The following is a 21,651-nucleotide window of genomic DNA, read 5'->3' as shown; positions in this document are numbered from 1 at the left end:
CACCTCAATGCCGATCCAGTTGTTCTGGGGGGATGATTCCGCCGCACTGGAACGGGCTGTTCAGGCCTTGATCGAGAAAACGGTGGATCCGAGCTGGGCGAGCGTGAACGTGAGCCGTCTGGATGGCAGCGAGGCGGGACAGGCCAGGCAGGCTCTCGAAGAAGCACGCACACCACCCTTCGGCGCTGGCTCCAGGGTGGTGTTGCTGCAGCGATCTCCCTTCTGCAACGCCTGCCCCAGCGAGCTGGCCGAGCGCTTCGAAGCCTCCCTGGATGGCATCCCTGACAGCACCCAGCTGCTGCTCTGCCATCCCTCCAAACCCGACGGTCGGCTGCGCACCACCAAGGCCTTGATGAAACGCATCAAGGCTGGAGAGGCCAGCGAGCGCAACTTCAGGCTTCCGGCCGTCTGGGACGGGGCCGGCCAGCGCCAGCTGGTGGAGCGCACCGCTGAGGAGCTGAAGCTGAAGCTGGAGCCCGCTGCGGTGGATGCCTTGATCGATGCCATCGGCAACGACAGCGCCAGGCTGGCCATGGAACTGCAGAAGCTGGCGCTTCATGCTGAAAGCAGCGGAGAGACACGCATCAGTGCCAACTCCGTTGACAGCCTGATCGCAGGCCTCAGCACCAACGCTCTGCAGGTGGGAGACGCGTTGCTGGCAGGCGATCCCGGCCAGGCGATCGCCTTGCTGGATGCTCTCAACGATGCCGGCGAACCGGCCCTGCGCATTGTGGCCACGCTCACCGGTCAGATCCGTGGCTGGCTCTGGGTGATGTTGCTGGAACAGCAGGGAGAGCGAGACGTGGGGGTGATCGCCAAAGCGGCGGGGATCGGCAACCCCAAACGCATCTACGTGATGCGCAAACAGCTGCAGGGGCGCTCTCCCCAGCGCTGCCTCAACCTGCTGGGACGCCTGCTGGATGTGGAAGCTGCCCTCAAACGGGGCACCCCGGTCGGAGATGCCTTCCGTGATGGGCTGCTGGGGGCATCACAGTGAGACAATCGCCTGCGACATGAGGCGGCATGGATGGCCCTGCTGGTGCAGAAGTTCGGCGGAACCTCCGTCGGCAGCGTGGAGCGCATCCAGGCCGTGGCAAGGCGCATCGCCAACTGCAAGGAGGATGGACACGATCTGGTGATCGTGGTCTCGGCGATGGGTCACACCACCGATGAACTGACCGCGAAGGCCAATGCCATCAGCAGCAATCCACCCCAAAGGGAGATGGACATGCTGCTGGCCACCGGTGAACAGGTCTCGATTGCGCTGCTCTCCATGGCGTTGCATGAGCTGGGCGTGCCGGCCATCTCCATGACCGGGCCCCAGGTGGGGATCGTGACCGAATCCGCCCATGGCAAGGCCCGCATCCTCGACGTGCGCACCGATCGCCTGCGCAGCCGACTGGACGAAGGCCGTGTGGTGGTGGTGGCAGGTTTTCAGGGAACCAGCCAGAGCAGTGGCGGCACCGCCGAGATCACCACTCTTGGGCGAGGAGGCTCCGACACCTCAGCCGTGGCCCTGGCAGCAGCCCTTGGTGCTGAGGCCTGTGAGATCTACACCGACGTGCCTGGTGTACTCACCACCGATCCACGCAAGGTGGAGGACGCCCAGTTGATGCCGCGGGTGAGCTGCGACGAAATGCTCGAGCTGGCCAGCCTCGGCGCCGCCGTCCTGCACCCACGCGCTGTGGAGATTGCTCGCAACTACGGGGTCACGATGGTGGTCCGTTCCAGCTGGAGCGATGAACCCGGCACAACGCTCACCAGCCGCAACCCAAGACCCATTGGCCGCGAAGGTCTTGAACTGGGACGACCGGTGGACGGCGCAGAACTGGTGGAACACCAGGCGGTGCTGGCGCTCTCCCACGTATCCGACAAGCCTGGTGTTGCGGCCCAGCTGTTCGAAAGCCTGTCTGAGGGCGGCGTGAATGTTGACCTAATCATTCAGGCCACCCACGAAGGCAACAGCAATGACATCACCTTCACCGTGGCCGAAACCGAGCTGGACAAAGCGCGCAGCATTTGTGAATCACTGATCGAGAAGCTGGGCGGGGAGCTGGTCGCCCAGTCCGGAATGAGCAAGCTGAGCATCAGTGGCGCCGGAATCATGGGGCGACCTGGCATCGCTGCCGGGCTTTTCCAGACCCTGTCAAGGGTCGGCATCAACCTGCGGGTGATCGCCACCAGTGAGGTGAAGGTCAGCTGCCTGATCAACGCGGATGTCGGTGGAAAAGCCGTTCAGGCCACCCAGGAGGCCTTTGAACTGGAGACTGGTCAGATCAGCCTGAATCCCAGCGCGAGCGGCGAAGGTGAGCCTGAAGTGCGTGGTGTGGCCCTCGACCGTGACCAGGCCCAGGTCAGCGTGCGGCATGTGCCCGACAAGCCCGGCACCGCCGGAGCCCTCTGCAATGCACTGGCGGACGCTGGCATCAGCCTCGATGCCATCGTCCAGTCGGAACGCCAGCATGCCGATGGCAGCCGCGATATCAGTTTCACGCTCAAACGCGACGACCGCAGTGCCGCTGATCGCGCCCTGAGCGCTCTGCTGGCCCAGTGGCCTGGAGCACAGCTCGAGGATGGACCAGCCATTGCCAGGGTGAGTGCCGTTGGTGCAGGCATGCCGGCCACGGCAGGCACCGCAGGGCGCATGTTCCGTTCTCTGGCGGCAGCAGGGGTCAATATTGAAATGATCGCCACCAGTGAAATCCGCACCAGTTGTGTGGTGGCTGAAGCCGATGGAGTCGCCGCGCTTCAGGCCGTACATGCCGGTTTCAAGCTTGGCGGCAGCACCCGCCATCCCGCTGAGGGAACCGAATCACCTCTGGTGGCTTAGTCAAACTTCAGGAATTCAGCTCTGACCAACCAGTTTCTGACGCAGTTTCTTGATCCGGTCGCGGAGGTTTGCAGCCTCCTCAAAATCTAGTTTCTTGGCCGCATCCTTCATCTTGACTTCAAGCTGATCGATCAGCTCGGGCAAGGCATCAAGGGCCATGCCGTCTGAATCATTTTCGAGTGCCTGCACTGCCTTACCTGCCACCTGCACCAGGTCGGCATCGGGGCCATCAGTCTTGAGTTTGCGAGAGAGCTCCAGAAACGAAAGGATTGAATTGCTGGCTTTTTTACCCGCAGCCGTCGGCACAATTCCATGCTTTTCGTTGTACCCCTGCTGGATCTTGCGCCGCCGTTCAGTCTCCTCGATCGCCTTGGCCATCGAATCCGTCATGTTGTCGGCATAGAGCAGTGCAACCCCCTCCACATGCCGTGCTGCCCGGCCGATCGTCTGAATCAGTGAACGCTGCGCTCGCAGGAATCCTTCCTTGTCGGCATCAAGGATCGCCACAAGACTCACTTCAGGCAGATCAAGACCTTCGCGCAGCAGGTTGACACCCACGAGCACGTCGTACTCACCCAGGCGCAGGTCCTGAATGATTTCGATGCGCTCGATCGAATGAATCTCGGAGTGCAGATAGCGGACCCGCACCTTGTTCTCGGCCAGATAATCCGTGAGATCTTCCGCCATGCGCTTGGTCAGCGTGGTCACCAGCACCCGCTGCTGCTTCTCGGCCCGCGTTCGGATTTCTCCGAGCAAATCATCCACCTGACCTGTGGTGGGCCTCACTTCAACAATCGGATCGAGCACTCCGGTGGGGCGGATCACCTGCTCGGCCACCTGACCATCACTCACCTTCACTTCCCAGTCACCGGGTGTGGCACTGACAAACACGGTCTGACGGGCTTTCGTCCAGAACTCTTCCCCCTTGAGAGGCCGGTTGTCCGCTGCACTGGGCAGGCGGAAGCCGTGATCAATCAGCACCTTCTTGCGGGCCTGATCGCCGTTGTACATCGCCTGAAGCTGTGAACAGGTGACATGGCTTTCATCCACGATCAGCAGCCAGTCATCAGGAAAATAATCAATCAGGCATTCCGGAGCGGAACCGGGTTCACGCCCAGCCAGATGACGGGCGTAGTTCTCCACGCCATTGCAGTAGCCCACCTGCTGCAGCATCTCCAGGTCATAGGTAGTGCGTTGCTCCAGTCGCTGAGCTTCCAGCAGCTTGCCTTCGGTTTGCAGGAACTCAAGCCGGTCCTTGAGTTCGGCGCGGATGTCCTTCACCGCCGAATCCAAACGATCCTTCGGCGTCACAAAGTGCTTGGCCGGGTAGATGTTGATGGTGTCAAGACTCTGCAGGATCTCACCGGTGGTGGGATCGACGTAACGGATTGCCTCCACTTCATCGCCAAACATCTCCACCCGCACCAGACGGTCTTCATAGGCGGGCCCGATTTCCAGCACATCGCCCTTCACTCGAAAGCGACCGCGGGTGATGTCCATGTCGTTGCGGCTGTACTGGTTGTTCACCAGTTCACGCAGGGAGCCGCGCAGATCCAGAGACTCACCCACCCGGAACTGCACGGAAGCCTTCAGATATTCACTGGGAATTCCCAGGCCGTAGATGCAGCTGATCGAGGCCACGACAATCACATCGCGGCGTTCAAATAACGATCGTGTGGCCGAGTGCCGCAGCATATCGATCTCTTCATTGATCGATGCTGTTTTGGCGATGTAGGTATCACTGACCGGCACATACGCTTCCGGCTGGTAATAGTCGTAATAGGAGATGAAGTACTCCACGGCATTGTTGGGAAAGAATTCCCTCAGCTCGTTGCAGAGCTGCGCCGCCAGAGTCTTGTTGTGAGCCAGAACCAGTGCGGGACGACCCGTCTGCGCAATGACATTGGCCATCGTGAACGTCTTGCCCGTACCGGTCGCACCCAGAAGGGTCTGATAGCGACGACCTCCATTCACCCCATCGACCAGCTGGGTGATCGCGGTCGGCTGATCACCCTTGGGGGTATAAGGCGCCGTGAGGTCGTAGGCAGGCATGGTCCTTGCGCTGTGAACCCTGAATGGGCCGTTCACGTTACGAGGCCCATTGATGCGCGCGTGTGCGCGGCAATCAGACCCGGCTGGTGACCTCTCGGCCCAAGGCTTCACGCAGGCCGCGCACCACAGCCACCATGGCCAGCTCATCATCGAGGCGATTCACTGCGGAACCAACGCCCACACCCGCTGCGCCGGCTGCAATCGCCATCGGCACCGTGACAGCGGAAAGGCCAGATGCACACAGCACCGGTGCTGTCTCTCCGGCACTCTGCAGAGCAGCACTGATGCTGTGAACCGCAGCCAGCGTGGGCGCAGCCTTTTCAATCAGGCCGAGGCTGCCGGGGCTGAAGGGTTTGGCACTGGTGCCACCCTCGGTCTGAATCAGATCGGCACCGGCTGCCACCAGATCAACCGCCAGCTGTTCCTGCTGATCCATCGGCAACACATGGGGCACGGTGACGCTCAGAACCACCTCAGGCAACAATCCGCGAGTACGACGCGTGAGATCCAACACCTCTTCCGCTCCGAAGATGCGTCCCTGGGGATAAAAGCTGTCGAAATTTCCGATCTCCACCATGGCCGCACCTGCAGCCACGGCGGCCGGAAACTGCTCGGGTTCCACAGAGGACACGCAGACCGGTACCCCTCCAGATGCCTCAACCGCCAGCCTGACCAGCTCCGCATCACAGGCCACATCGATCACATCGGCCCCGCCAAGGCCGGCTGCCCGCGACACGCGTGCGACGGAGTCCGCATCGAAATTCATCAGACCGGCAATCACCTTCAGCGCGGAACGCTGTTCCAGGCTGCGGCGAAGAGCAGCGGGCAGCAGAGAAAGGCGGGACATCAAGCTGATATCGGATCCGATCATTGTCCCACCGCGCGAACAGTCAGGATCAAAGCGAGATTCAGCAAAAGCGATGACAGTCGGCGAGCCTTGGCTGAACTGGCACGACCGGCTCCACCGCCGACTTCTAGGCAATCCCCAGTTGCTGCCCAAGGGGGCAACACTTCTGCTGGCGGTTTCCGGGGGCAAGGACTCCATGGCTCTGCTGGGGCTGCTGCGGGACCTTCGCCGACAACATCACTGGACCCTGCAGCTCTGGCATGGAGACCACGGCTGGAATCCAGCGTCCAAGAGCACTGCCATTGAACTGGCCAGCTGGTGCAGGACGCAACAGCTGCCACTGCAGATCAGCACCGGCACAATCAGCATCACCGGCAGCGAGGCCAAAGCCCGTGAATGGCGCTATGCCCAGCTCCGTCAGGCCTGTGATCAGCTCAACCTCAACAGAACTGGCAACCGTTGTCGGACAGTCGTGACCGGACACACCGCCAGCGATCGAGCCGAATCGCTGCTGTTGCAACTCAGCAGGGGAACAAATCTGGCCGGGCTTGGCAGCCTGCGTTGGCAGAGGACCCTGAATGCCTCGGAAACAGACGAGATCCAGCTCGTAAGACCACTGCTGCATTTCAGCCATGACGACACGGCCGCAATCTGCCAAGAACTGCAACTGCCGATCTGGCAGGACCCAAGCAACAACAATCCACGCTTTGATCGCAACCGCATCCGTCAGGAGGTCCTGCCGGTGCTGGAGGCCCTGCACCCCGGCTGCAGCAGACGGATGGCTGAACTGAGCGAACGAATGTCCCAGCTGCAGGACACCCAGAGCGCGCTGGTGGCCCTGACTCTGAAAAACCTGAAAAGAGAGGACGGTGCGTTGAAGCGACCGTCATTGCAAGAGCTCGACGGTTCGGCAAGACGACTGCTCCTGCATGGATGGCTGCAGGCCCAGGGCATGCCAGCACTATCGGCGAAGCAACTTGAAGAACTGAGCACTGCCATTGGTCCATGCCAGCCACCCGGCGAGCGTCACCTGGCCGGTCTGAAGCGACTTCACTGGTGCCGGGACTGGGTACAACTGGAAGACAGGAACTGAACCCATTTGGACGGCGACTTTCAGAGCAACTATCTCGCCGCTGAACAGGCCTATGCAGCTGGGGACTTCCAGACAGCGCGCAGCACCGTTCTGGATCTGCTCGATCAGCTCGAACCTCTTCCAGAGTCAGGCAATGAGCGGCAAGCGACGCTGGCCTGGCGGGCATTCGTTGCTCTGCTGGCAGGCCATATCCATCTGTATGGCCTCAACGAAACAGATCAGGCGCGCGGCTATTACGAACTGGTCCTGGCCAGCAACCCGCAGGACACACTGCGAGATCTAGCCGAGCAGGGTCTTGAACGATCCGGAGAAAACCAGCCAGCTGAGATCCAGGCTGAACCAGGGATTGCAGCTCCAACAAATCCAGACACTGAATCTTCCCCGGTCGCGGGTTCCCCAGAGCTGATTCGTGATCCCTTCCTGAAACAATCTTGCGACTCGAGCCAACCGGATCAGTCAGAGACCGCAGAAGTCTCAACAGCAACTCCATGGCTGGCTGATTCGTCTCACGGGCAAACAGAAACAGTCATCTCAACAACAGCCACCTCAACAAAAGCCATCGCAACGACAGCCGATGCATTAAAAGCCAGTGCATCAACAGCCATCAAAACTGAAGCCATCGAGCACAACTCGCGGCACAAACAAGAGATGGAAATGGGCAACTCCAAGCAGTCTGGTCCGATGCTTGCCAGCTCAGGAGCTCAAACAGAAGCTCAAACCCCATCACCAGAAAAAAATCAGATCGAGCACTCGCAGACTGATTGTGTGGAAGATCCGCTGATCAAGCAGGCACTGAAGCAACGCCTGGAGACGGGCAGGCTGCGCGTCAAGCTGCCCGATCAACCAGCGACTCCATCCAAACGTGATGCGGGCAGCAATGCGGCAAAAGCCAGGTGGGCGTGGCTGCTGGCAGCCTTACGCCGCAGCTGAGCGACGGCGACGGGTACGGCCAGCAGGCATGTTCTCCTGGTCGATTGCTGGAGCTGAAGCTGCTGGTGCAGGAACTTTGGCAGGCGCAGGGGCTTTCGAAGCTGCTGCCACAGGTTCCTTGGCTGGGGCCGACTTGGCCTCCACAGCCGCAGAACGGGCTGTCGTGATCACCCGCGCGGGGGTGGCTTCTCGGTTGCGATCTCGGCCTCCACCGTGTCGACCACCACCATGACCGCCTCCGTGGCGTCCACCACGTCCACGGGGCGCCGGACGATCATCTGGCTCGGCGTCCGCACGACCTTTGTACACAGGTGTTCCACCAGGTGCAGGCTGCACCAGACAGAGAATCAAAGGCTCCACCTGAAGTTCACGGCGCATTCGGCGGCTGAGGCCGACCTCCACCTCTCGCTGCACACCCATCCAGTCGACATCCGGGGCCTTGCCACCGGTGTTGCGGGTGAGTTGCTTCCACCGGTTCTCGAGCACCCATTTGATTTCGCGTTCCGTCCACAGCGACATCTTGCGAGCATCAGCCGTCGTGACGACACCGCGAAGATTCACACGAGGAGGAGCCACCATGGCTCCGTCAGTGCTGATGGCGGCCAGGATTGTGACGATGCCGTCTTCCGCCAGTTGCTGCCGCTCTTTAAGCACGCGTGCATCAACGATGCCGTTGCGCGACTGATCAAGCAGCTCGATCCCGGCCTTCACCGGATCCGACTTGGTAATGGAGTCTGCGGTGAGCTCAACAACATCGCCGTTATCGATGATCAGGGTGTTGTTCTCGGGAACACCCATGGCATGACCGGTCCTGGCATGACGCACCAGCATGCGGTGCTCACCATGCACAGGCACGAAAAATTTCGGTCGGGTGAGAGCGAGCATCAACTTCTGGTCCTCCTGGAAGCCATGGCCTGAGACGTGAATGCCCTCGCCTTTGCCGTAGACCACCTTGGCCCCCAGCATCATCAGACGGTCGATCGTGTTCACCACTGAAATGGTGTTGCCTGGGATCGGACTCGCAGAAAAAATTATCGTGTCTGAGGTCTTGACTCGCACCTGAGGGTGTTCGCCACGGGAGATGCGGCTCAGTGCAGCAAGAGGCTCGCCCTGACTGCCGGTCATCAGCAGCAGGGTTTCGCGGTCGGAGACGTTGTTGATCTGCTTGATCGGCACAAACAGCTCGTCAGGGGCTCGCATGTAGCCCAGCTCGCGAGCCTTGGCGATCACGTTGAGCATGGAACGACCCAGCAAACCAACCTTGCGGCCGTTCTTGAGAGCAAGCTCAAGAATCATCGACACACGATGGATTGAACTGGCGAAAGTGGTGACAATCACTCGGCCTTCGGCCTCGGCGATATGACGGTCAAGATTGGAGAACACAGACCGCTCGGGAGGACAGAAACCCGGCACCTCTGCATTGGTGGAATCGCTGAACAGGCAGAGCACTCCCTTGTCGCCATGGTGAGCCAGACGAGCCAGATCAAAGTGCTCACCATCAACAGGGGTGTGATCGAACTTGAAGTCACCCGTGAAGATGATTGTTCCTACCGGTGTGGAGATGGCCAGCGAAAAGCTGTCGGCCATCGAGTGGGTGTTACGGATGAATTCCACTGAAAAGTGCTGACCCAGCTTCACCACATCGCGAGGTCCGACGGTCTGAAGGGTGGTTCGATCGGCGACGCCAGCCTCATCCATCTTTCCGGTGAGCATCGAAAGAGCCAGGCGCGGCCCGTAGATCACTGGAATGTTGAAGTGCTTGAGATGGTGGGCGATCCCACCAATGTGGTCTTCATGACCATGGGTGACGATCATGCCGCGGATGCGCTTCTGGTTCTCGCGCAGAAAGCTGGTATCAGGCAAAACCACGTTCACCCCATGCATGCCGTCGCTTGGGAAGGCGAGGCCGGCATCAACCAGCATCAGATCATCGCCATACTCAAAAACGCAGGTGTTCTTGCCGATTTCGTGCAGTCCTCCGAGAGGAATCACTCTCAGGGTGGGTTGCTTGGTCTTGGAAGTTGTGACGGTCATGGGATCGCTTGCGTATGGAAAAAATCAATCAGGGAGGCGCATATCAACGCTGTCGGCAGCCTTGGCGTCAGGTCTGACGCAGGGCATCAAGGGCTTCGGACAGTGCAACGCGCATGGCAGGCTCCAGCGGAACGAGGGGAAGTCGGGGAGCACCCACAGGCCAGCCTCCCAACTCGAGAGCGGCTTTGACAGGTATGGGATTGGTGGTGGCAAACAGAGCCTTGAACAGGGGCAGTAACTGCTCATGGTGCGAGAGAGCAACTGCGTTCTGACCAGCCAGGTAAGCCTCGATCATCTTGCGCAGTCGGCGGCCCACCAGATGGCTGGCGACACTGACAACTCCCACGGCGCCCACCGAAAGCATCGGCAGCGTGAGGGCGTCATCGCCGCTGTAGATCGCGAGACGATGACCGCAGGCCTGTCGTAACTGGGAGACTTCTTCGGTGGTTCCACTGGCTGCCTTGAAGCTCACTACATTGGCGCAATTCATCAGCCTGGCAACTGAGGACGGCTGCATGTTGCAACCGGTCCTGCCGGGAATGTTGTAAAGCATCAGAGGCAGGTCAGACGCAGCCTCAGCAATGGCCCGGAAATGGGCTTCAATCCCGTCCTGAGGTGGCTTGTTGTAGTAGGGCACCACCACAAGAGCTCCATCGGCGCCAGCTGCCGCAGCTTCCCTGGTGGCCTCAACAGCCTCGCGCGTGCAGTTACTGCCGGTTCCCGCCAGCACATGCACACCAGAGCCCACAGCCTGCCGCACCGCCTCGAACATCTTCAGTTGCTCGCTCCAGCTGAGCGTGGGGGATTCTCCGGTGGTGCCGCACACCACGAGGGCTTCCGACCCCTCATCCACCAGATGACGCGCCAGACGACCGGCGAGCGCCAGATCCACACCGCCCTCTGAATCAAAGGGGGTCACCATGGCCGTCACTAAACGACCGAAGGGAGTGGGGGAAAGTTCTGCAGCGGTGCTCATGGAGTTCAGGCAGCGGGCAACAGCAGTTCAGCGATCTGGATGGCATTGAGCGCCGCACCTTTGCGGATCTGATCTCCACAAAGCCAAAACTCAAGTGCGTTCTCTTCACTGATGTCCTGTCGAATCCTCCCCACAACAACTGGATCACGGCCGGTCACATCCGTCGGCATGGGAAAGCGATTGCTGGCAGGGTCTTCGAGCAGTTCCACCCCCGGAGCAGCCGCGAGCAGCTCCCGTGCTTCCTTCACCGGGAAAGGCTCTGCGAATTCCACATTGACCGCTTCTGAATGGGCACGCAGAACCGGGACCCTCACACACGTTGCAGTAAAGCGAAGCCCGGGCAAACCCAAGATCTTGCGGGTTTCATGAACCATCTTCATTTCCTCTTCGCAGTAACTGTTGGACTGCAACGGTGAGTTGTGCAGAAAAAGGTTGAAAGCCAATGAGTGGGGAAGAACCTCACTGTTGGGCGTGCCGCCATCGAGAACCACACGGGAGAGGTCCTTCAGTTCCTCCATGGCCCTGGCTCCGGCACCACTCGCTGACTGGTAGGTGCTCACAACCACCCTTTGCATCGAACGCTTCGCAGCAAGAGGGGCCAGAGCCAGCGTGAGCAGGATGGTGGTGCAGTTGGGATTGGCGATCACACCATTGTGCTCAGCAGCAGCCTGCGGATTCACCTCAGGAACCACAAGGGGCACGTCGTCGTCCATGCGGAAGGCACTGGAGTTATCCACCATCACGGCACCAGCGGACACAACCGCTTCACGCCATTGGCGCGACACCGAACCGCCAGCGGATGCGAGAACCAGATCGACATCCTGAAACGAAGACTCGCTGACTTCCTGAACCGCGATCGCCTGTCCGTTCCATTGACAGATCTGCCCGGCGGAACGGGCAGAGGCCAGCAGACGCAGCTCACTAACAGGAAAATTGCGCTCCTGAAGCAGCTGAAGCAATTCCTGCCCAACCGCACCACTGGCACCGAGAACGGCCACAGTCAAAGGTCGATTCGGTAACGGGTGAACTGGGGTCAAACGGACGGGAAACAGAGATAGACGGGCAGGTGGTGCAACCAACGGCTGCAAAAACCCTGAACACTTGAAGCCTGGGTGTGGCTTTTCCTACATATCAGCTTACGCGGGGGTGATGGTCAGGCACTTAATTAATGTGTTGGGCTGCTTGTACCCGTGACCCAGCCGATGAGTGCCGCCAGCCTGAAGGTTTCCACGTCCTCCCGTCCCGGCAGCCGAATGGCTGTGGAGGTCGTTGTTCCTGCGGAACGCTGTGAGGCCAGTTACGAGGAAGCAATCAAGCGACTGAGCCGCACCGTCAATCTTCCGGGATTCCGCAAGGGCAAGGTCCCCCGCACTGTCTTGGTGCAACAGCTAGGCGCTCTGCGGATCCGCGCCACAGCGCTGGAAACACTGGTTGACAGCGTCTGGCGCGATGCGCTCGAGCAGGAAACGATAGAAGCCCTTGGCCAGCCCGAACTGAGCGGCGGTTTCGATGAACTGCTGGAAAGCTTCAAGCCCGGAAAAGGCCTCACGGTGACGTTGGAAACCGATGTGGCTCCGACACCGAAGCTGAAGAGCACAAAGGGTTTGAAGGCTGAAGCAGAGAGCGTCAGCTACGACCCGGCCCGCGTGGATGAAATGCTCGAAGATTCACGTCGCCAGCTGGCCACCGTGATTCCCGTGGAAGGACGCAAAGCGGAGAAGGGAGACATCGCTGTGGTTGGCTTCAAGGGCACCTACAGCGATGACGGCAGTGAAATTGAGGGCGGCAGCTCCGATTCCATGGATGTGGATCTCGAGCATGGCCGCATGATCCCCGGCTTCATTGAAGGCGTGGTGGGAATGGCGATCGGAGACAGCAAAACTGTGGACTGCACATTCCCCGATGACTACCCCAAGGAAGATGCGCGCGGTCGCAAGGCCAACTTCGAGATCGAACTGAAGGACCTCAAGACCCGCGAGCTGCCTGAGCTGAACGATGAGTTCGCCAAGCAGGCCAGCGAACAGGAATCCCTGGCCGATCTGCGCAGCGACCTTGAAAAGCGTCTGAAGGAAGATGCCGAGCGTCGATCACGCAGCAACCGGCACGACGCCCTGCTGGCAGCTTTGGTGGAGCAGCTGGAGGTTGAGCTTCCTGAGAGCCTGATCCAGCAAGAGGTTCGCAATCTGGTGGAACAGACCGCTGGACAGTTCGCCCAGCAGGGAATGGATGTGAAATCTCTGTTCACTCCCGAACTGGTCCGCAACCTGATGGACTCTTCACGGCCAGAAGCTGAGGAGCGCCTGCGCCGAAGCCTTGCCTTAACGGCCCTGGCAGAGAGTGAAAAGCTCACTGTCGAAGACAGTGACATCGACACCAAGCTCGAGGACGTGAAGCAACAGCTCTCCGGCGAGCGCGACATCGACCCCGAGCGTCTGCGTCAGGCCGTGCTTGACGATCTGCTCCAGGAGAAGCTGCTGGGTTGGCTGGAAGAGAACAGCACCGTCACTGACAAGGCTCCAGAAGACTCTGCAAAAGCAGAAAAAGAAACAACAAAGAAGGCCGCGGCCAAGAGCGCCAAACCCGCTGAAAAGAAAAAAACAACCAAGGCGAAAATCGCCAAGAAAGACAGTGATGGCGCCGAAGCCTGATCTTCAGCCATAGATTGCATGCAAAGCCCGCCAGCCGCCGAGTGATCGACGATCGCAGTCACCATCCGATTCAGAACCGCTGGCGGGGCATTCAGCCTGTCTCGCAGCATCCTCAGGCAGCTCCTGGGGTGCTACCGACTGTTGTTGAACAGTCAGGTCGAGGAGATCGAGCCTTTGACATCTACTCCAGGCTGCTGCGCGAGCGGATCATCTTTCTCGGCACCGGTGTCGACGATCAGGTGGCGGACGCCCTTGTTGCTCAGCTGCTGTTTCTGGAAGCGGAAGATCCTGAAAAGGACATTCAGATCTACATCAACTCTCCGGGTGGTTCGGTCACTGCCGGTCTGGCGATCTACGACACCATGCAGCAAGTGGCACCAGACATTGTCACCATCTGCTACGGCCTGGCAGCCTCGATGGGAGCCTTCCTGCTATCAGGAGGTGCCAAAGGCAAGCGACTGGCACTTCCCAATGCACGGATCATGATTCACCAACCCCTCGGTGGTGCCCAGGGACAGGCTGTGGACATTGAAATTCAGGCCAAGGAAATCCTGTTCCTCAAGCAGACCCTTAACGGCCTGATGGCCGATCACACCGGCCAGCCCTTGGAGAAGATTGCCGAGGACACGGACCGTGACAATTTCATGTCTCCAGCAGAAGCCGTCGATTACGGCCTGATCGATCGTGTGGTGGACAGTTTCGGAGACGGAGAAATCGTTACGGAGGGCTGACATCAGCCCGTTCTGTCGCGATCCTCAGTATCTGGGTTGAGATCCTTCCAATCCAGACCCGTGTTCCGACTGACCTGCGAAGCGCCCGATGGCCAAGTTCGACGCCCATCTGAAGTGCTCCTTCTGCGGAAAGTCCCAGGAGCAAGTTCGCAAGCTGATTGCAGGCCCCGGTGTCTACATCTGCGATGAATGCATCGATCTCTGCAACGAGATCCTCGATGAGGAGCTGATTGACGCGCAAGGCGGTGACAGGCAGGGAAGTGAGCCGACGCGAAAGAGCGGCTCAAACCAGACCCGCAAGACCACAAAACCTGCCCCGACCCTCGCCTCCATTCCCAAACCACAGGAGATCAAGGGTTTCCTTGACCAGCAGGTCGTGGGACAGGACGCCGCCAAGAAAGTCATGTCGGTGGCTGTGTACAACCACTACAAGCGCCTTGCCTGGCAGGGCGATGGCAAAGGTGAGACGGAACAGACCGCCACCAGGTTGCACAAATCAAACATTCTTCTGATCGGCCCCACTGGCTGTGGCAAGACGCTGCTTGCCCAGACCCTGGCGGAGATGCTGGATGTGCCCTTCGCCGTCGCCGACGCCACCACCCTCACGGAAGCGGGCTACGTGGGTGAAGACGTGGAGAACATCCTGCTGAGACTGCTGCAGAAAGCCGACATGGATGTGGATCTGGCCCAACGGGGAATCATCTACATCGACGAAATCGACAAGATCGCCCGCAAGAGCGAAAACCCATCGATCACCCGGGATGTCTCAGGAGAAGGGGTTCAGCAGGCACTGCTCAAGATGCTGGAAGGCACCGTCGCCAATGTGCCACCGCAGGGCGGCCGCAAGCATCCGTATCAGGACTGCATCCAGATTGACACCAGCCAGATCCTGTTCATCTGTGGTGGTGCGTTCGTGGGATTGGACGATGTGGTGCAGAAACGCATGGGCCGCAACGCCATTGGCTTCGTGCCCAGCGACGGCCGCGGTCGCGGCAAGGCCACACGCGATCTTCATGCTTCACAGGTGCTGCGTCATCTCGAGCCGGATGATCTTGTGAAGTACGGACTGATTCCCGAGTTCATCGGCCGCATGCCTGTGAGTGCCGTCCTTGATCCACTCGACGAACATGCCCTGGAATCCATCCTCACCGAACCGAGGGATGCACTGGTCAAGCAGTTCCGAACGCTGTTGAGCATGGACAACGTGAAACTTGACTTCGAGGCAGGCGCCATCGAAGCCATCGCTCAGGAGGCGCATCGACGCAAGACCGGTGCCAGAGCCTTGCGCGGCATTGTTGAAGAGCTGATGCTCGATCTCATGTACGAGCTCCCCTCGCGCAAAAACGTGCCGGACTTCACGATCACCCGCGCCATGGTGGAGGAACACACAGGCGGCAAAGTGCTGCCTCTTCCCGGCAAGGATCGCCAGCAGGAGTCAGCCTGATCGGACCCAACCACTGCGGTTCGGAAGACCCCCACTGACTGAGAGGGAACTCCACGACAGACTCAAATGAGCCCGTCATCACGGCCATGGCCACCGCCGACCATCTGAGGGTTCCCCGTCAGCACGGTCTGTTTCTTCACCACGGCATCGATCTTGGTGATGGCACGGTCGCCCACTACCTGGAGGGACGGGAAATCCTGCGCAGCCCCCTTGAAGAGTTCTGCCGAGGGCAGGAAGTGAGCATGGTGAGCCATGAACAGGCATCACCGGCAGGAGTGACCCTGAGAAGAGCCATGAGCAGGATTGGCGAACAGAACTACAACCTGCTGTTCAACAATTGCGAGCACTTCGCCAACTGGTGCAAAACAGGGCGGCACAGGAGCGGACAAGTGGAGGACTGGCTTCATACAGGCAGCCTCGGTGCATTGGCATTCGGCCAGCTGATGCCGGCGGCCCTGCTCACAGGGCTGGGTCTGTTGCTGCGCAAGGGAGTAATCGATGAACAGTCACGTGAACGCGCCCTGCGAGCTCTGGAACAACTACAGAAACTGCGAATCCGTTTGATGCAGAAACTGGACAGCACCCTGGAACAGGCGGAGACCTGGATGCAGGGAATGCCTGGACAGGGGGCAGATGAGCGCGTCGACCGACGCAGCCGGCAGTTGTTGCTTACTGGCAGAAGCATCGCCGATGAACTTGCAGCCGTCGAAGACATGGAAGACAAGCTCCATGCACTGCTGGATGAGACCTCTCGGGAAGAAGACACAGTTTCAGAACCAGAACCTCGGTAGCCTCAACGTCTTGCCGGCAGTGCATGAGCCAGCCGTACCAGCCACTGCATCACAAGTACCGGCCCCAACGGCTTGATCAGCTGGTGGGACAGGAGGCGATCGCGGCGACCCTCGGCCATGCCCTGCGCAGCGGACGCATAGCACCGGCCTATCTCTTCAGCGGCCCTCGCGGAACAGGTAAAACCTCCAGCGCCCGAATCCTGGCCCGTTCACTCAACTGCCTCAGCAACAACGGACCGACGCCCGAGCCCTGCGGCAACTGCGAAGTCTGCAGCTCAATCGCCGCAGGCACAGCGCTCGATGTGATTGAAATCGATGCCGCCTCCAACACCGGCGTTGACAACATCCGCGACCTGATCGAGCGCTCGAGGTTCGCTCCGGTGCAGGCGCGCTGGAAGGTTTATGTGGTCGACGAATGTCACATGCTCTCCACCGCTGCATTCAATGCACTGCTCAAGACCCTTGAGGAACCACCTCCACAGGTGGTGTTCGTGCTGGCCACAACCGACCCGCAGAGAGTTCTGCCCACCATCCTCAGCCGCTGCCAGCGATTCGACTTCAGGCGCATCCCTCTCGATGCGCTGGAGCAACACCTGCACTGGATCGCAAAAGAGGAATCGATCCCCATCCAACCGGAAGCTCTGCATGTGGTGGCCCAGAGAGCCCAGGGCGGCTTGCGCGATGCAGAGAGCCTGCTGGATCAGCTCAGCCTGCTGCCAGGACCCATCGAAGCCGGAGCGGTATGGGATTTGCTGGGAGCAGTTCCTGAACAGGAGCTGCTGGAACTGGTGAAGGCCATGAGCACCAACGAACCGGTGATGCTGCTGGAAGCGAGCAGAAAGCTGCTGGATCGCGGCCGTGATGCGGGCTCGGTACTGCAGGGCCTGGCAGGGATTCTGCGAGATCTCGTGCTCATGGCTGCCGCACCGGACCGCCCTGAGCTGACCGGGGTGTCTCCCCAGTTCCGCGATCAACTACCTGGCCTAGCCAAATCCATTGGCCGTGCCCGATTGCTGCAATGGCAGTCACAGCTCCGAGGTGCTGAACAACAGCTGCGCCAGAGCGTTCAACCGCGCCTCTGGCTGGAGGTGCTGCTGCTCGGTCTGCTGGCTGAACCAGCTGCCGCAACAAGCGCAGCAACCTCATCACCGGCACCAGTTCAAGCGAGTTCAGCAGCTGTTCCAACACCGGCCCCTGCACAGGCACCAGCGGTCGCTTCGGCAGCCAGCGCTGCAACAGGCGTTTCCTCAGTGACCGATGCCTCAACAGCCCAGCCAGCGGTGAGCCTTCCCGATACGTCCAACACCCACTCGCCTCCTTCACAGGAAGCCGCAGCATCCGAGCCCCCAGCTGATGCAGCTGCAAGCACTCCTTCCCCAAGCGAAGACCTTGGAGAGCTCTGGCAACAAATCCTGGCCAGTCTGGAACTTCCCTCCACGCGCATGCTGCTGTCTCAGCAGGCCCGGCTGGTCCGGATTGACAGCCACCGCGCCGTCGTGCAGGTCTCCGGGAACTGGATGGGAATGGTGCAGAGCCGCGCAACCTTGCTGGAAAAAGCGATTGCAACGGCCATGGGAGGTAATCGTCAGCTGGTACTCGAAAACCATGGAGGCGCAGCACCCATGGCCGCCATGCCCCGCACACCTGCACCAAAAACGGCATCACCGCCTGCACCAGCTCCCAGCAGCGGCCTTCAACTGCCTCCACCCGGCCAGTCGCCTACTGAGGTAGCTGACAAAGCAGCATCTCCTGCAAGCCAATCGACCCCAACCTCTGCCCATCAACCGCCGGCTGCTGCAGCTCCCCCAATTGCCGCCAGCCAGGCAACATCCATCCAGCCTGGCACTGGAGCCGCGTCGGCTCAACCAACAACGGCCACCCCGGTGCGCCCCGAACCTTCAGCCATGGATGAAAAGGTCAAGCGCTTCGCTGACTTCTTCAACGGTCAGGTTCTGGACGTGGACCTCAACAACTAGATCCCAGGCTCTGAAGCCCGAAGGGTCTCGTCCTGTCCGCTGTGTGTGGTTTTCGCCCAGACCAGTCGCTTGGGAAGAAACGCCATGCGCAGGGTGACCCAGGGAATCACGAGGAACCAGTGACTGAGATAAGCAATGCCAAGCAGAAGATTGAACAGACCGGGCGAAGGCAGATCAGGCCCCTCACTTGGGCGTCGGCAGCCTCGCCAGTAAGCAACCCCGGACACGCTGAAAGCCACGATCGAGAGCGGCCAGTAAGCCGGCATTGTGCGGCTGATCACACTCGTCAGCAAATCCGCCCACGAGACCACGGGAAGGGCGTACTGAAGCAGAAAGAAACAAGCCATGTCCCTGCGCTGCGCTGGGGTCAGACGCGCAGAAATCAATTCCGGCCAATAGTCAAGAAAGCGTTGCAAGCCTCCTTCTGCCCAACGCTGACGCTGCTTCCAGAGTGCCTGAAGCGACTCAACGGCCTCTTCCTGTACGGGTGGATCCCAGAGGATGCCAATCCGAGCTCCCTGCAGCATCAAGCGAAAACTCAGATCCAGATCGTCGGTCACGGTGTCCTCGTTGAAACCACCGCAGGCCTCCAGCAGATCCCGACGCAATAGCTCACCGTTACCGCGCAGTTCCGCCACACCACCACCTGCAAGCCGTCCGTCCTGAAGCTGGGTATCAAAGGCCATCTCCATGGCCTGAGCACGGGTCAACCAATTGCTGCTGGCATTCGTCACCGCTTTACGCATCTGCACAGCTGACCAATCACCACTGGTGGCAAAGGGCATCAGCCGTTCCAGCTGATCGGAATTCAGCTGTGCATCCGCATCAAGAATCAGCAACCATTCCCCTTGGGTCTGAGCCAGAGCGGCGTTCAGAGCACCTGACTTTCCTCCGCCGGCATTGCGAGGCCGGCTGATCACAAGTAGGGACGGAAAACGGGTCTGAAGCTCGACGAGACAGTCGGAAGTGCGGTCTTCGCTGCCATCGTCCACGACACACAAGGTCAGACGACCATCCGGGTAGCGCAACGCACTGAGTCGCTCCACCAGGCGTGTGACAACCGCTTCCTCGTCACGTGCAGCAACCACCACATCCACTGTGGGGAACACCTCCACTGACATGGACGGGGAATCATTCGATTCGCTGCCGTTGTTCTGCGTGGTCTGCTGATCAGGACCTCTCATCAGGGTGCGCAGGGCATACCCCCCGAGCAGCATCGCCAGAGTGAAGGCAGGGATCAGGCTCCGGGATGGATCCAGCCAATGGGGCATCGCACCAGCCCAGCCACAGGCGGCAAGGAAGAAGACCGTCTTGCCGCGTCGGTGATCTCCAATCCCTGCGGCCACAGCCCTCCCACCACGACGAAACAAAGGGACTTTAAGGGGCCTCAGCAGCAGCGGACCCGGCAGGCACTGAGAATCGTCCCAGCTGAGTTCCCGGGTAATAGTGCTGAAGGATCCGCTGAGCACTCCAGCCTCGATCGGCCAGATCGATCGCACCTGCCTGGGACAGCCCCACTCCATGGCCGAACCCCCCGCCTTGGAAACGCCAGACACCCATGCCTTCAGCTTCAACAACAAACAACGTGCTGGGCAAGCGGCGCAGGGTGCGCCGGATGGCGTCCAGCTTCAACACCACAGGAGCTGCTCCACGATCGCGGTCGATCTCAAGAGCAAGGACCCGTCCGCTGGGCCCCCGTTTCTGCACATTCATTGATGTCGGGGCGGCATCTCCCTGGCCGGCGGCGACAAGTGCCTGAGCCAGCTGGCCTGCGGTGTAGACACGGCTCCAGCGAAAACGGGGATGGCTCGCTCCATAGGCACCACTCCCGCCATTCAGCAGAGACTGCACATCCTGGGTACCGCGCAGAGGCAGGGAAATCGACTGACCCCAAGCGGACACACCATCCGCCTGCACCTGCACATAGGGAAGCGGCTCCATCGCCCAGGCTTCCTCAGCGTGCGCACTCACCCCGCCATTGCTGGCGTGATAGACCGCATGAATCGGCAGTCCATTCCACAACAACACTTCACCGGAAGTGGCACGAATGGCCTCTCGAACTGCTGGGCTTGCCAGCCGTGGATCGCTGTACACCTGGCATTGGGTGTCACTGCAGAGGTGATATCCATCCAGCGCAAAACGATGGCTGTTGGCCAAAGCCCAGGTGCGAGCCAGCACAGCCTGAGCCTGCAGAGCCGCCGCTGGGGATCCCGCTCCGATCTCATGGGGCACAACCCCCTCGAGATAACGCTCCAGCGGAAGCTTCTCCAGCAGCGTCCAGCTGCCGTAGGCATCAGGCTGAAGACGGAAAGGACCGCGCAGCACACCACCTTTCCAGCGCATGCCATCGGGAGCATCCACCCGCAGAGAACCCTTGAGGGTGCGGCCTCCAGTGGGCCCTTCGAGCACCGGCATCACAACAGTGCTGATGCGTTCACTGACCTCGCGCAGGGGGACATCAGCCAGATCCGGCGCATCAGCAGAAGCCCAGACTTCCCAATCGCCTGGATGAGCCACCTGAGCCTTGACCCCCTGATCTCGCCAGCGCTCAGCAATCCGATCGGCAGACTCGAAACTCGCGAACGGTCCAGCAACACGCCGGGCCACATCGAGTGACTCCTGCAGTGGAACCCTGCGCCAGCTGAAACGCAACCTGTCAGATGACAGCAGAACGTTTCCGTCCTGGTCCTTGAGCTGCAAAGGGGCAGTCCCTGCGCTGACCAGGGTCACCAGAGGAGCCGACCGACCCTCAAGCGTTCCTGCGCCGAGATGATCGTCAAGAGACACCCAGAGAACGGAATTCTTCGCTGAAGGCGGCAGTGGAACCCCGCGATGTGTCGGCACAGCCAACGCGCCGGACTGAGGCGCAGGCGGATGGATCACCTGGGCCTGACAGCCAGAGGCAACCCAGGCAGGAAGACAGATCCAGGGAACTGCCCTCAGCACTGCACCTGAACAGGAAAGGGGCATTGCCACGAACCGGACAGCTGAACTGAACATGAACTTGAAGAAATCGTTTGGCTGAAGGGAGGTTGAGGTTCTATGTTTGTCGTTTGTGCCACGCGCTGCCAGAGAAATGCCCAAGCTCAAGACCCGCAAAGCAGCCGCCAAGCGGTTCAAAGCAACAGGCACTGGCAAATTTCTGCGACGTCGCGCCTTCCACAATCACTTGCTGGACCACAAAAGTCCGAAATTGAAGCGTCATCTGAAAACCAAAGCCGTTGTTGACCGCACCGATGAAGAGCGTGTGGCTCTGATGATGCCTTACGCATGAGCCGCGTCATGCTCATTGAGCAGTG

General features: G+C 60.1%; 17 protein-coding genes. 10 read left to right on the top strand and 7 right to left on the bottom strand.

Going from position 1 to position 21,651, the window contains the following annotated elements; translation table 11 throughout:
* The first annotated feature begins 7 nt into the window (after positions 1-7).
* Together holA and SIB73_RS12905 are read left to right on the top strand one after the other, a co-directional pair.
* Positions 8-997: a DNA polymerase III subunit delta gene (gene holA / locus SIB73_RS12910; protein ID WP_413404520.1), complete on the top strand. Its 990-nt coding sequence runs from the start codon at positions 8-10 to the stop codon at positions 995-997.
* 30 nt (positions 998-1,027) lie between these two features.
* Entirely contained in the window at positions 1,028-2,830 is a 1,803-nt protein-coding gene (locus SIB73_RS12905; RefSeq protein WP_413404522.1) for an aspartate kinase, read from the top strand.
* 15 nt (positions 2,831-2,845) lie between these two features.
* Here SIB73_RS12905 and uvrB read toward each other — a convergent pair whose 3' ends face one another.
* Together uvrB and SIB73_RS12895 are read right to left on the bottom strand one after the other, a co-directional pair.
* Positions 2,846-4,882: an excinuclease ABC subunit UvrB gene (gene uvrB, locus SIB73_RS12900; RefSeq protein WP_413404524.1), complete on the bottom strand. Its 2,037-nt coding sequence runs from the start codon at positions 4,880-4,882 to the stop codon at positions 2,846-2,848.
* Positions 4,883-4,955: 73 nt separating this feature from the next.
* Positions 4,956-5,729: a DUF561 domain-containing protein gene (locus tag SIB73_RS12895; RefSeq protein ID WP_413404526.1), complete on the bottom strand. Its 774-nt coding sequence runs from the start codon at positions 5,727-5,729 to the stop codon at positions 4,956-4,958.
* Between the two features lie 73 nt (positions 5,730-5,802).
* Between SIB73_RS12895 and tilS the strand changes: the two genes are divergently transcribed.
* The gene (gene tilS / locus SIB73_RS12890) at positions 5,803-6,822 is read left to right on the top strand and encodes a tRNA lysidine(34) synthetase TilS (RefSeq protein WP_413404527.1); all 1,020 of its coding nucleotides are present in this window, start codon (positions 5,803-5,805) and stop codon (positions 6,820-6,822) included.
* A gap of 6 nt (positions 6,823-6,828) precedes the next feature.
* Positions 6,829-7,752 carry a hypothetical protein gene (locus tag SIB73_RS12885; RefSeq protein ID WP_413404528.1) on the top strand — a complete coding sequence of 308 codons (924 nt, stop codon included), beginning with the start codon at positions 6,829-6,831 and terminating at the stop codon, positions 7,750-7,752.
* Here SIB73_RS12885 and SIB73_RS12880 read toward each other — a convergent pair.
* From SIB73_RS12880 to SIB73_RS12870, 3 genes are all read right to left on the bottom strand, one after another.
* The gene (locus SIB73_RS12880; protein ID WP_413404530.1) at positions 7,738-9,786 is read right to left on the bottom strand and encodes a ribonuclease J; all 2,049 of its coding nucleotides are present in this window, start codon (positions 9,784-9,786) and stop codon (positions 7,738-7,740) included. The two genes, SIB73_RS12885 and SIB73_RS12880, sit on opposite strands and share 15 nt — an antisense overlap.
* A gap of 67 nt (positions 9,787-9,853) precedes the next feature.
* Positions 9,854-10,762, bottom strand: a complete 909-nt coding sequence (dapA, locus tag SIB73_RS12875; protein ID WP_413404532.1) for a 4-hydroxy-tetrahydrodipicolinate synthase — start codon at positions 10,760-10,762, stop codon at positions 9,854-9,856.
* A gap of 5 nt (positions 10,763-10,767) precedes the next feature.
* The gene (locus tag SIB73_RS12870) at positions 10,768-11,766 is read right to left on the bottom strand and encodes an aspartate-semialdehyde dehydrogenase (RefSeq protein ID WP_413439616.1); all 999 of its coding nucleotides are present in this window, start codon (positions 11,764-11,766) and stop codon (positions 10,768-10,770) included.
* Positions 11,767-11,964: 198 nt separating this feature from the next.
* On the opposite strand from SIB73_RS12870, the gene tig reads away from it, so the two are divergent.
* From tig to SIB73_RS12845, 5 genes are all read left to right on the top strand, one after another.
* Positions 11,965-13,410 carry a trigger factor gene (tig, locus tag SIB73_RS12865; protein ID WP_413406171.1) on the top strand — a complete coding sequence of 482 codons (1,446 nt, stop codon included), beginning with the start codon at positions 11,965-11,967 and terminating at the stop codon, positions 13,408-13,410.
* Between the two features lie 41 nt (positions 13,411-13,451).
* Positions 13,452-14,141, top strand: a complete 690-nt coding sequence (gene clpP / locus SIB73_RS12860) for an ATP-dependent Clp endopeptidase proteolytic subunit ClpP (RefSeq protein WP_413406173.1) — start codon at positions 13,452-13,454, stop codon at positions 14,139-14,141.
* 88 nt (positions 14,142-14,229) lie between these two features.
* The gene (gene clpX / locus SIB73_RS12855) at positions 14,230-15,585 is read left to right on the top strand and encodes an ATP-dependent protease ATP-binding subunit ClpX (protein WP_413404537.1); all 1,356 of its coding nucleotides are present in this window, start codon (positions 14,230-14,232) and stop codon (positions 15,583-15,585) included.
* 86 nt (positions 15,586-15,671) lie between these two features.
* Positions 15,672-16,376, top strand: a complete 705-nt coding sequence (locus tag SIB73_RS12850) for a lecithin retinol acyltransferase family protein (RefSeq protein ID WP_413404539.1) — start codon at positions 15,672-15,674, stop codon at positions 16,374-16,376.
* A gap of 23 nt (positions 16,377-16,399) precedes the next feature.
* Positions 16,400-18,352: a DNA polymerase III subunit gamma/tau gene (locus SIB73_RS12845; RefSeq protein ID WP_413404541.1), complete on the top strand. Its 1,953-nt coding sequence runs from the start codon at positions 16,400-16,402 to the stop codon at positions 18,350-18,352.
* Here the strand turns inward: SIB73_RS12845 and SIB73_RS12840 are convergent.
* On the bottom strand, positions 18,349-19,698 hold the full coding sequence (locus SIB73_RS12840) for a glycosyltransferase (protein WP_413406174.1): 1,350 nt from the start codon (positions 19,696-19,698) through the stop codon (positions 18,349-18,351). The genes SIB73_RS12845 and SIB73_RS12840 overlap by 4 nt on opposite strands.
* Before the next feature lie 31 nt (positions 19,699-19,729).
* The gene (locus SIB73_RS12835) at positions 19,730-21,352 is read right to left on the bottom strand and encodes a SpoIID/LytB domain-containing protein (RefSeq protein ID WP_413439615.1); all 1,623 of its coding nucleotides are present in this window, start codon (positions 21,350-21,352) and stop codon (positions 19,730-19,732) included.
* Between the two features lie 76 nt (positions 21,353-21,428).
* On the opposite strand from SIB73_RS12835, the gene rpmI reads away from it, so the two are divergent.
* Positions 21,429-21,626 carry a 50S ribosomal protein L35 gene (rpmI, locus tag SIB73_RS12830; protein WP_066908876.1) on the top strand — a complete coding sequence of 66 codons (198 nt, stop codon included), beginning with the start codon at positions 21,429-21,431 and terminating at the stop codon, positions 21,624-21,626.
* Positions 21,627-21,651: the final 25 nt, after the last annotated feature.

This window comes from Synechococcus sp. MIT S9509 (assembly GCF_047303035.1).
Taxonomy (GTDB): Bacteria; Cyanobacteriota; Cyanobacteriia; order PCC-6307; family Cyanobiaceae; genus Synechococcus_C.
This window is presented reverse-complemented; position numbering and strand designations above follow the sequence as displayed.

Bases quoted from the DNA above. Each gene is read 5' to 3' on its own strand.
- holA (WP_413404520.1), top strand. From the start codon at position 8: ATGCCGATCCAGTTGTTCTGGGGGGATGATTCCGCCGCACTGGAACGG.
- SIB73_RS12905 (WP_413404522.1), top strand. From the start codon at position 1,028: ATGGCCCTGCTGGTGCAGAAGTTCGGCGGAACCTCCGTCGGCAGCGTG.
- uvrB (WP_413404524.1), bottom strand. From the start codon at position 4,882: ATGCCTGCCTACGACCTCACGGCGCCTTATACCCCCAAGGGTGATCAG.
- SIB73_RS12895 (WP_413404526.1), bottom strand. From the start codon at position 5,729: ATGTCCCGCCTTTCTCTGCTGCCCGCTGCTCTTCGCCGCAGCCTGGAA.
- tilS (WP_413404527.1), top strand. From the start codon at position 5,803: ATGACAGTCGGCGAGCCTTGGCTGAACTGGCACGACCGGCTCCACCGC.
- SIB73_RS12880 (WP_413404530.1), bottom strand. From the start codon at position 9,786: ATGACCGTCACAACTTCCAAGACCAAGCAACCCACCCTGAGAGTGATT.
- dapA (WP_413404532.1), bottom strand. From the start codon at position 10,762: ATGAGCACCGCTGCAGAACTTTCCCCCACTCCCTTCGGTCGTTTAGTG.
- tig (WP_413406171.1), top strand. From the start codon at position 11,965: ATGAGTGCCGCCAGCCTGAAGGTTTCCACGTCCTCCCGTCCCGGCAGC.
- clpX (WP_413404537.1), top strand. From the start codon at position 14,230: ATGGCCAAGTTCGACGCCCATCTGAAGTGCTCCTTCTGCGGAAAGTCC.
- SIB73_RS12850 (WP_413404539.1), top strand. From the start codon at position 15,672: ATGGCCACCGCCGACCATCTGAGGGTTCCCCGTCAGCACGGTCTGTTT.
- SIB73_RS12845 (WP_413404541.1), top strand. From the start codon at position 16,400: ATGAGCCAGCCGTACCAGCCACTGCATCACAAGTACCGGCCCCAACGG.
- SIB73_RS12835 (WP_413439615.1), bottom strand. From the start codon at position 21,352: ATGTTCAGTTCAGCTGTCCGGTTCGTGGCAATGCCCCTTTCCTGTTCA.
- rpmI (WP_066908876.1), top strand. From the start codon at position 21,429: ATGCCCAAGCTCAAGACCCGCAAAGCAGCCGCCAAGCGGTTCAAAGCA.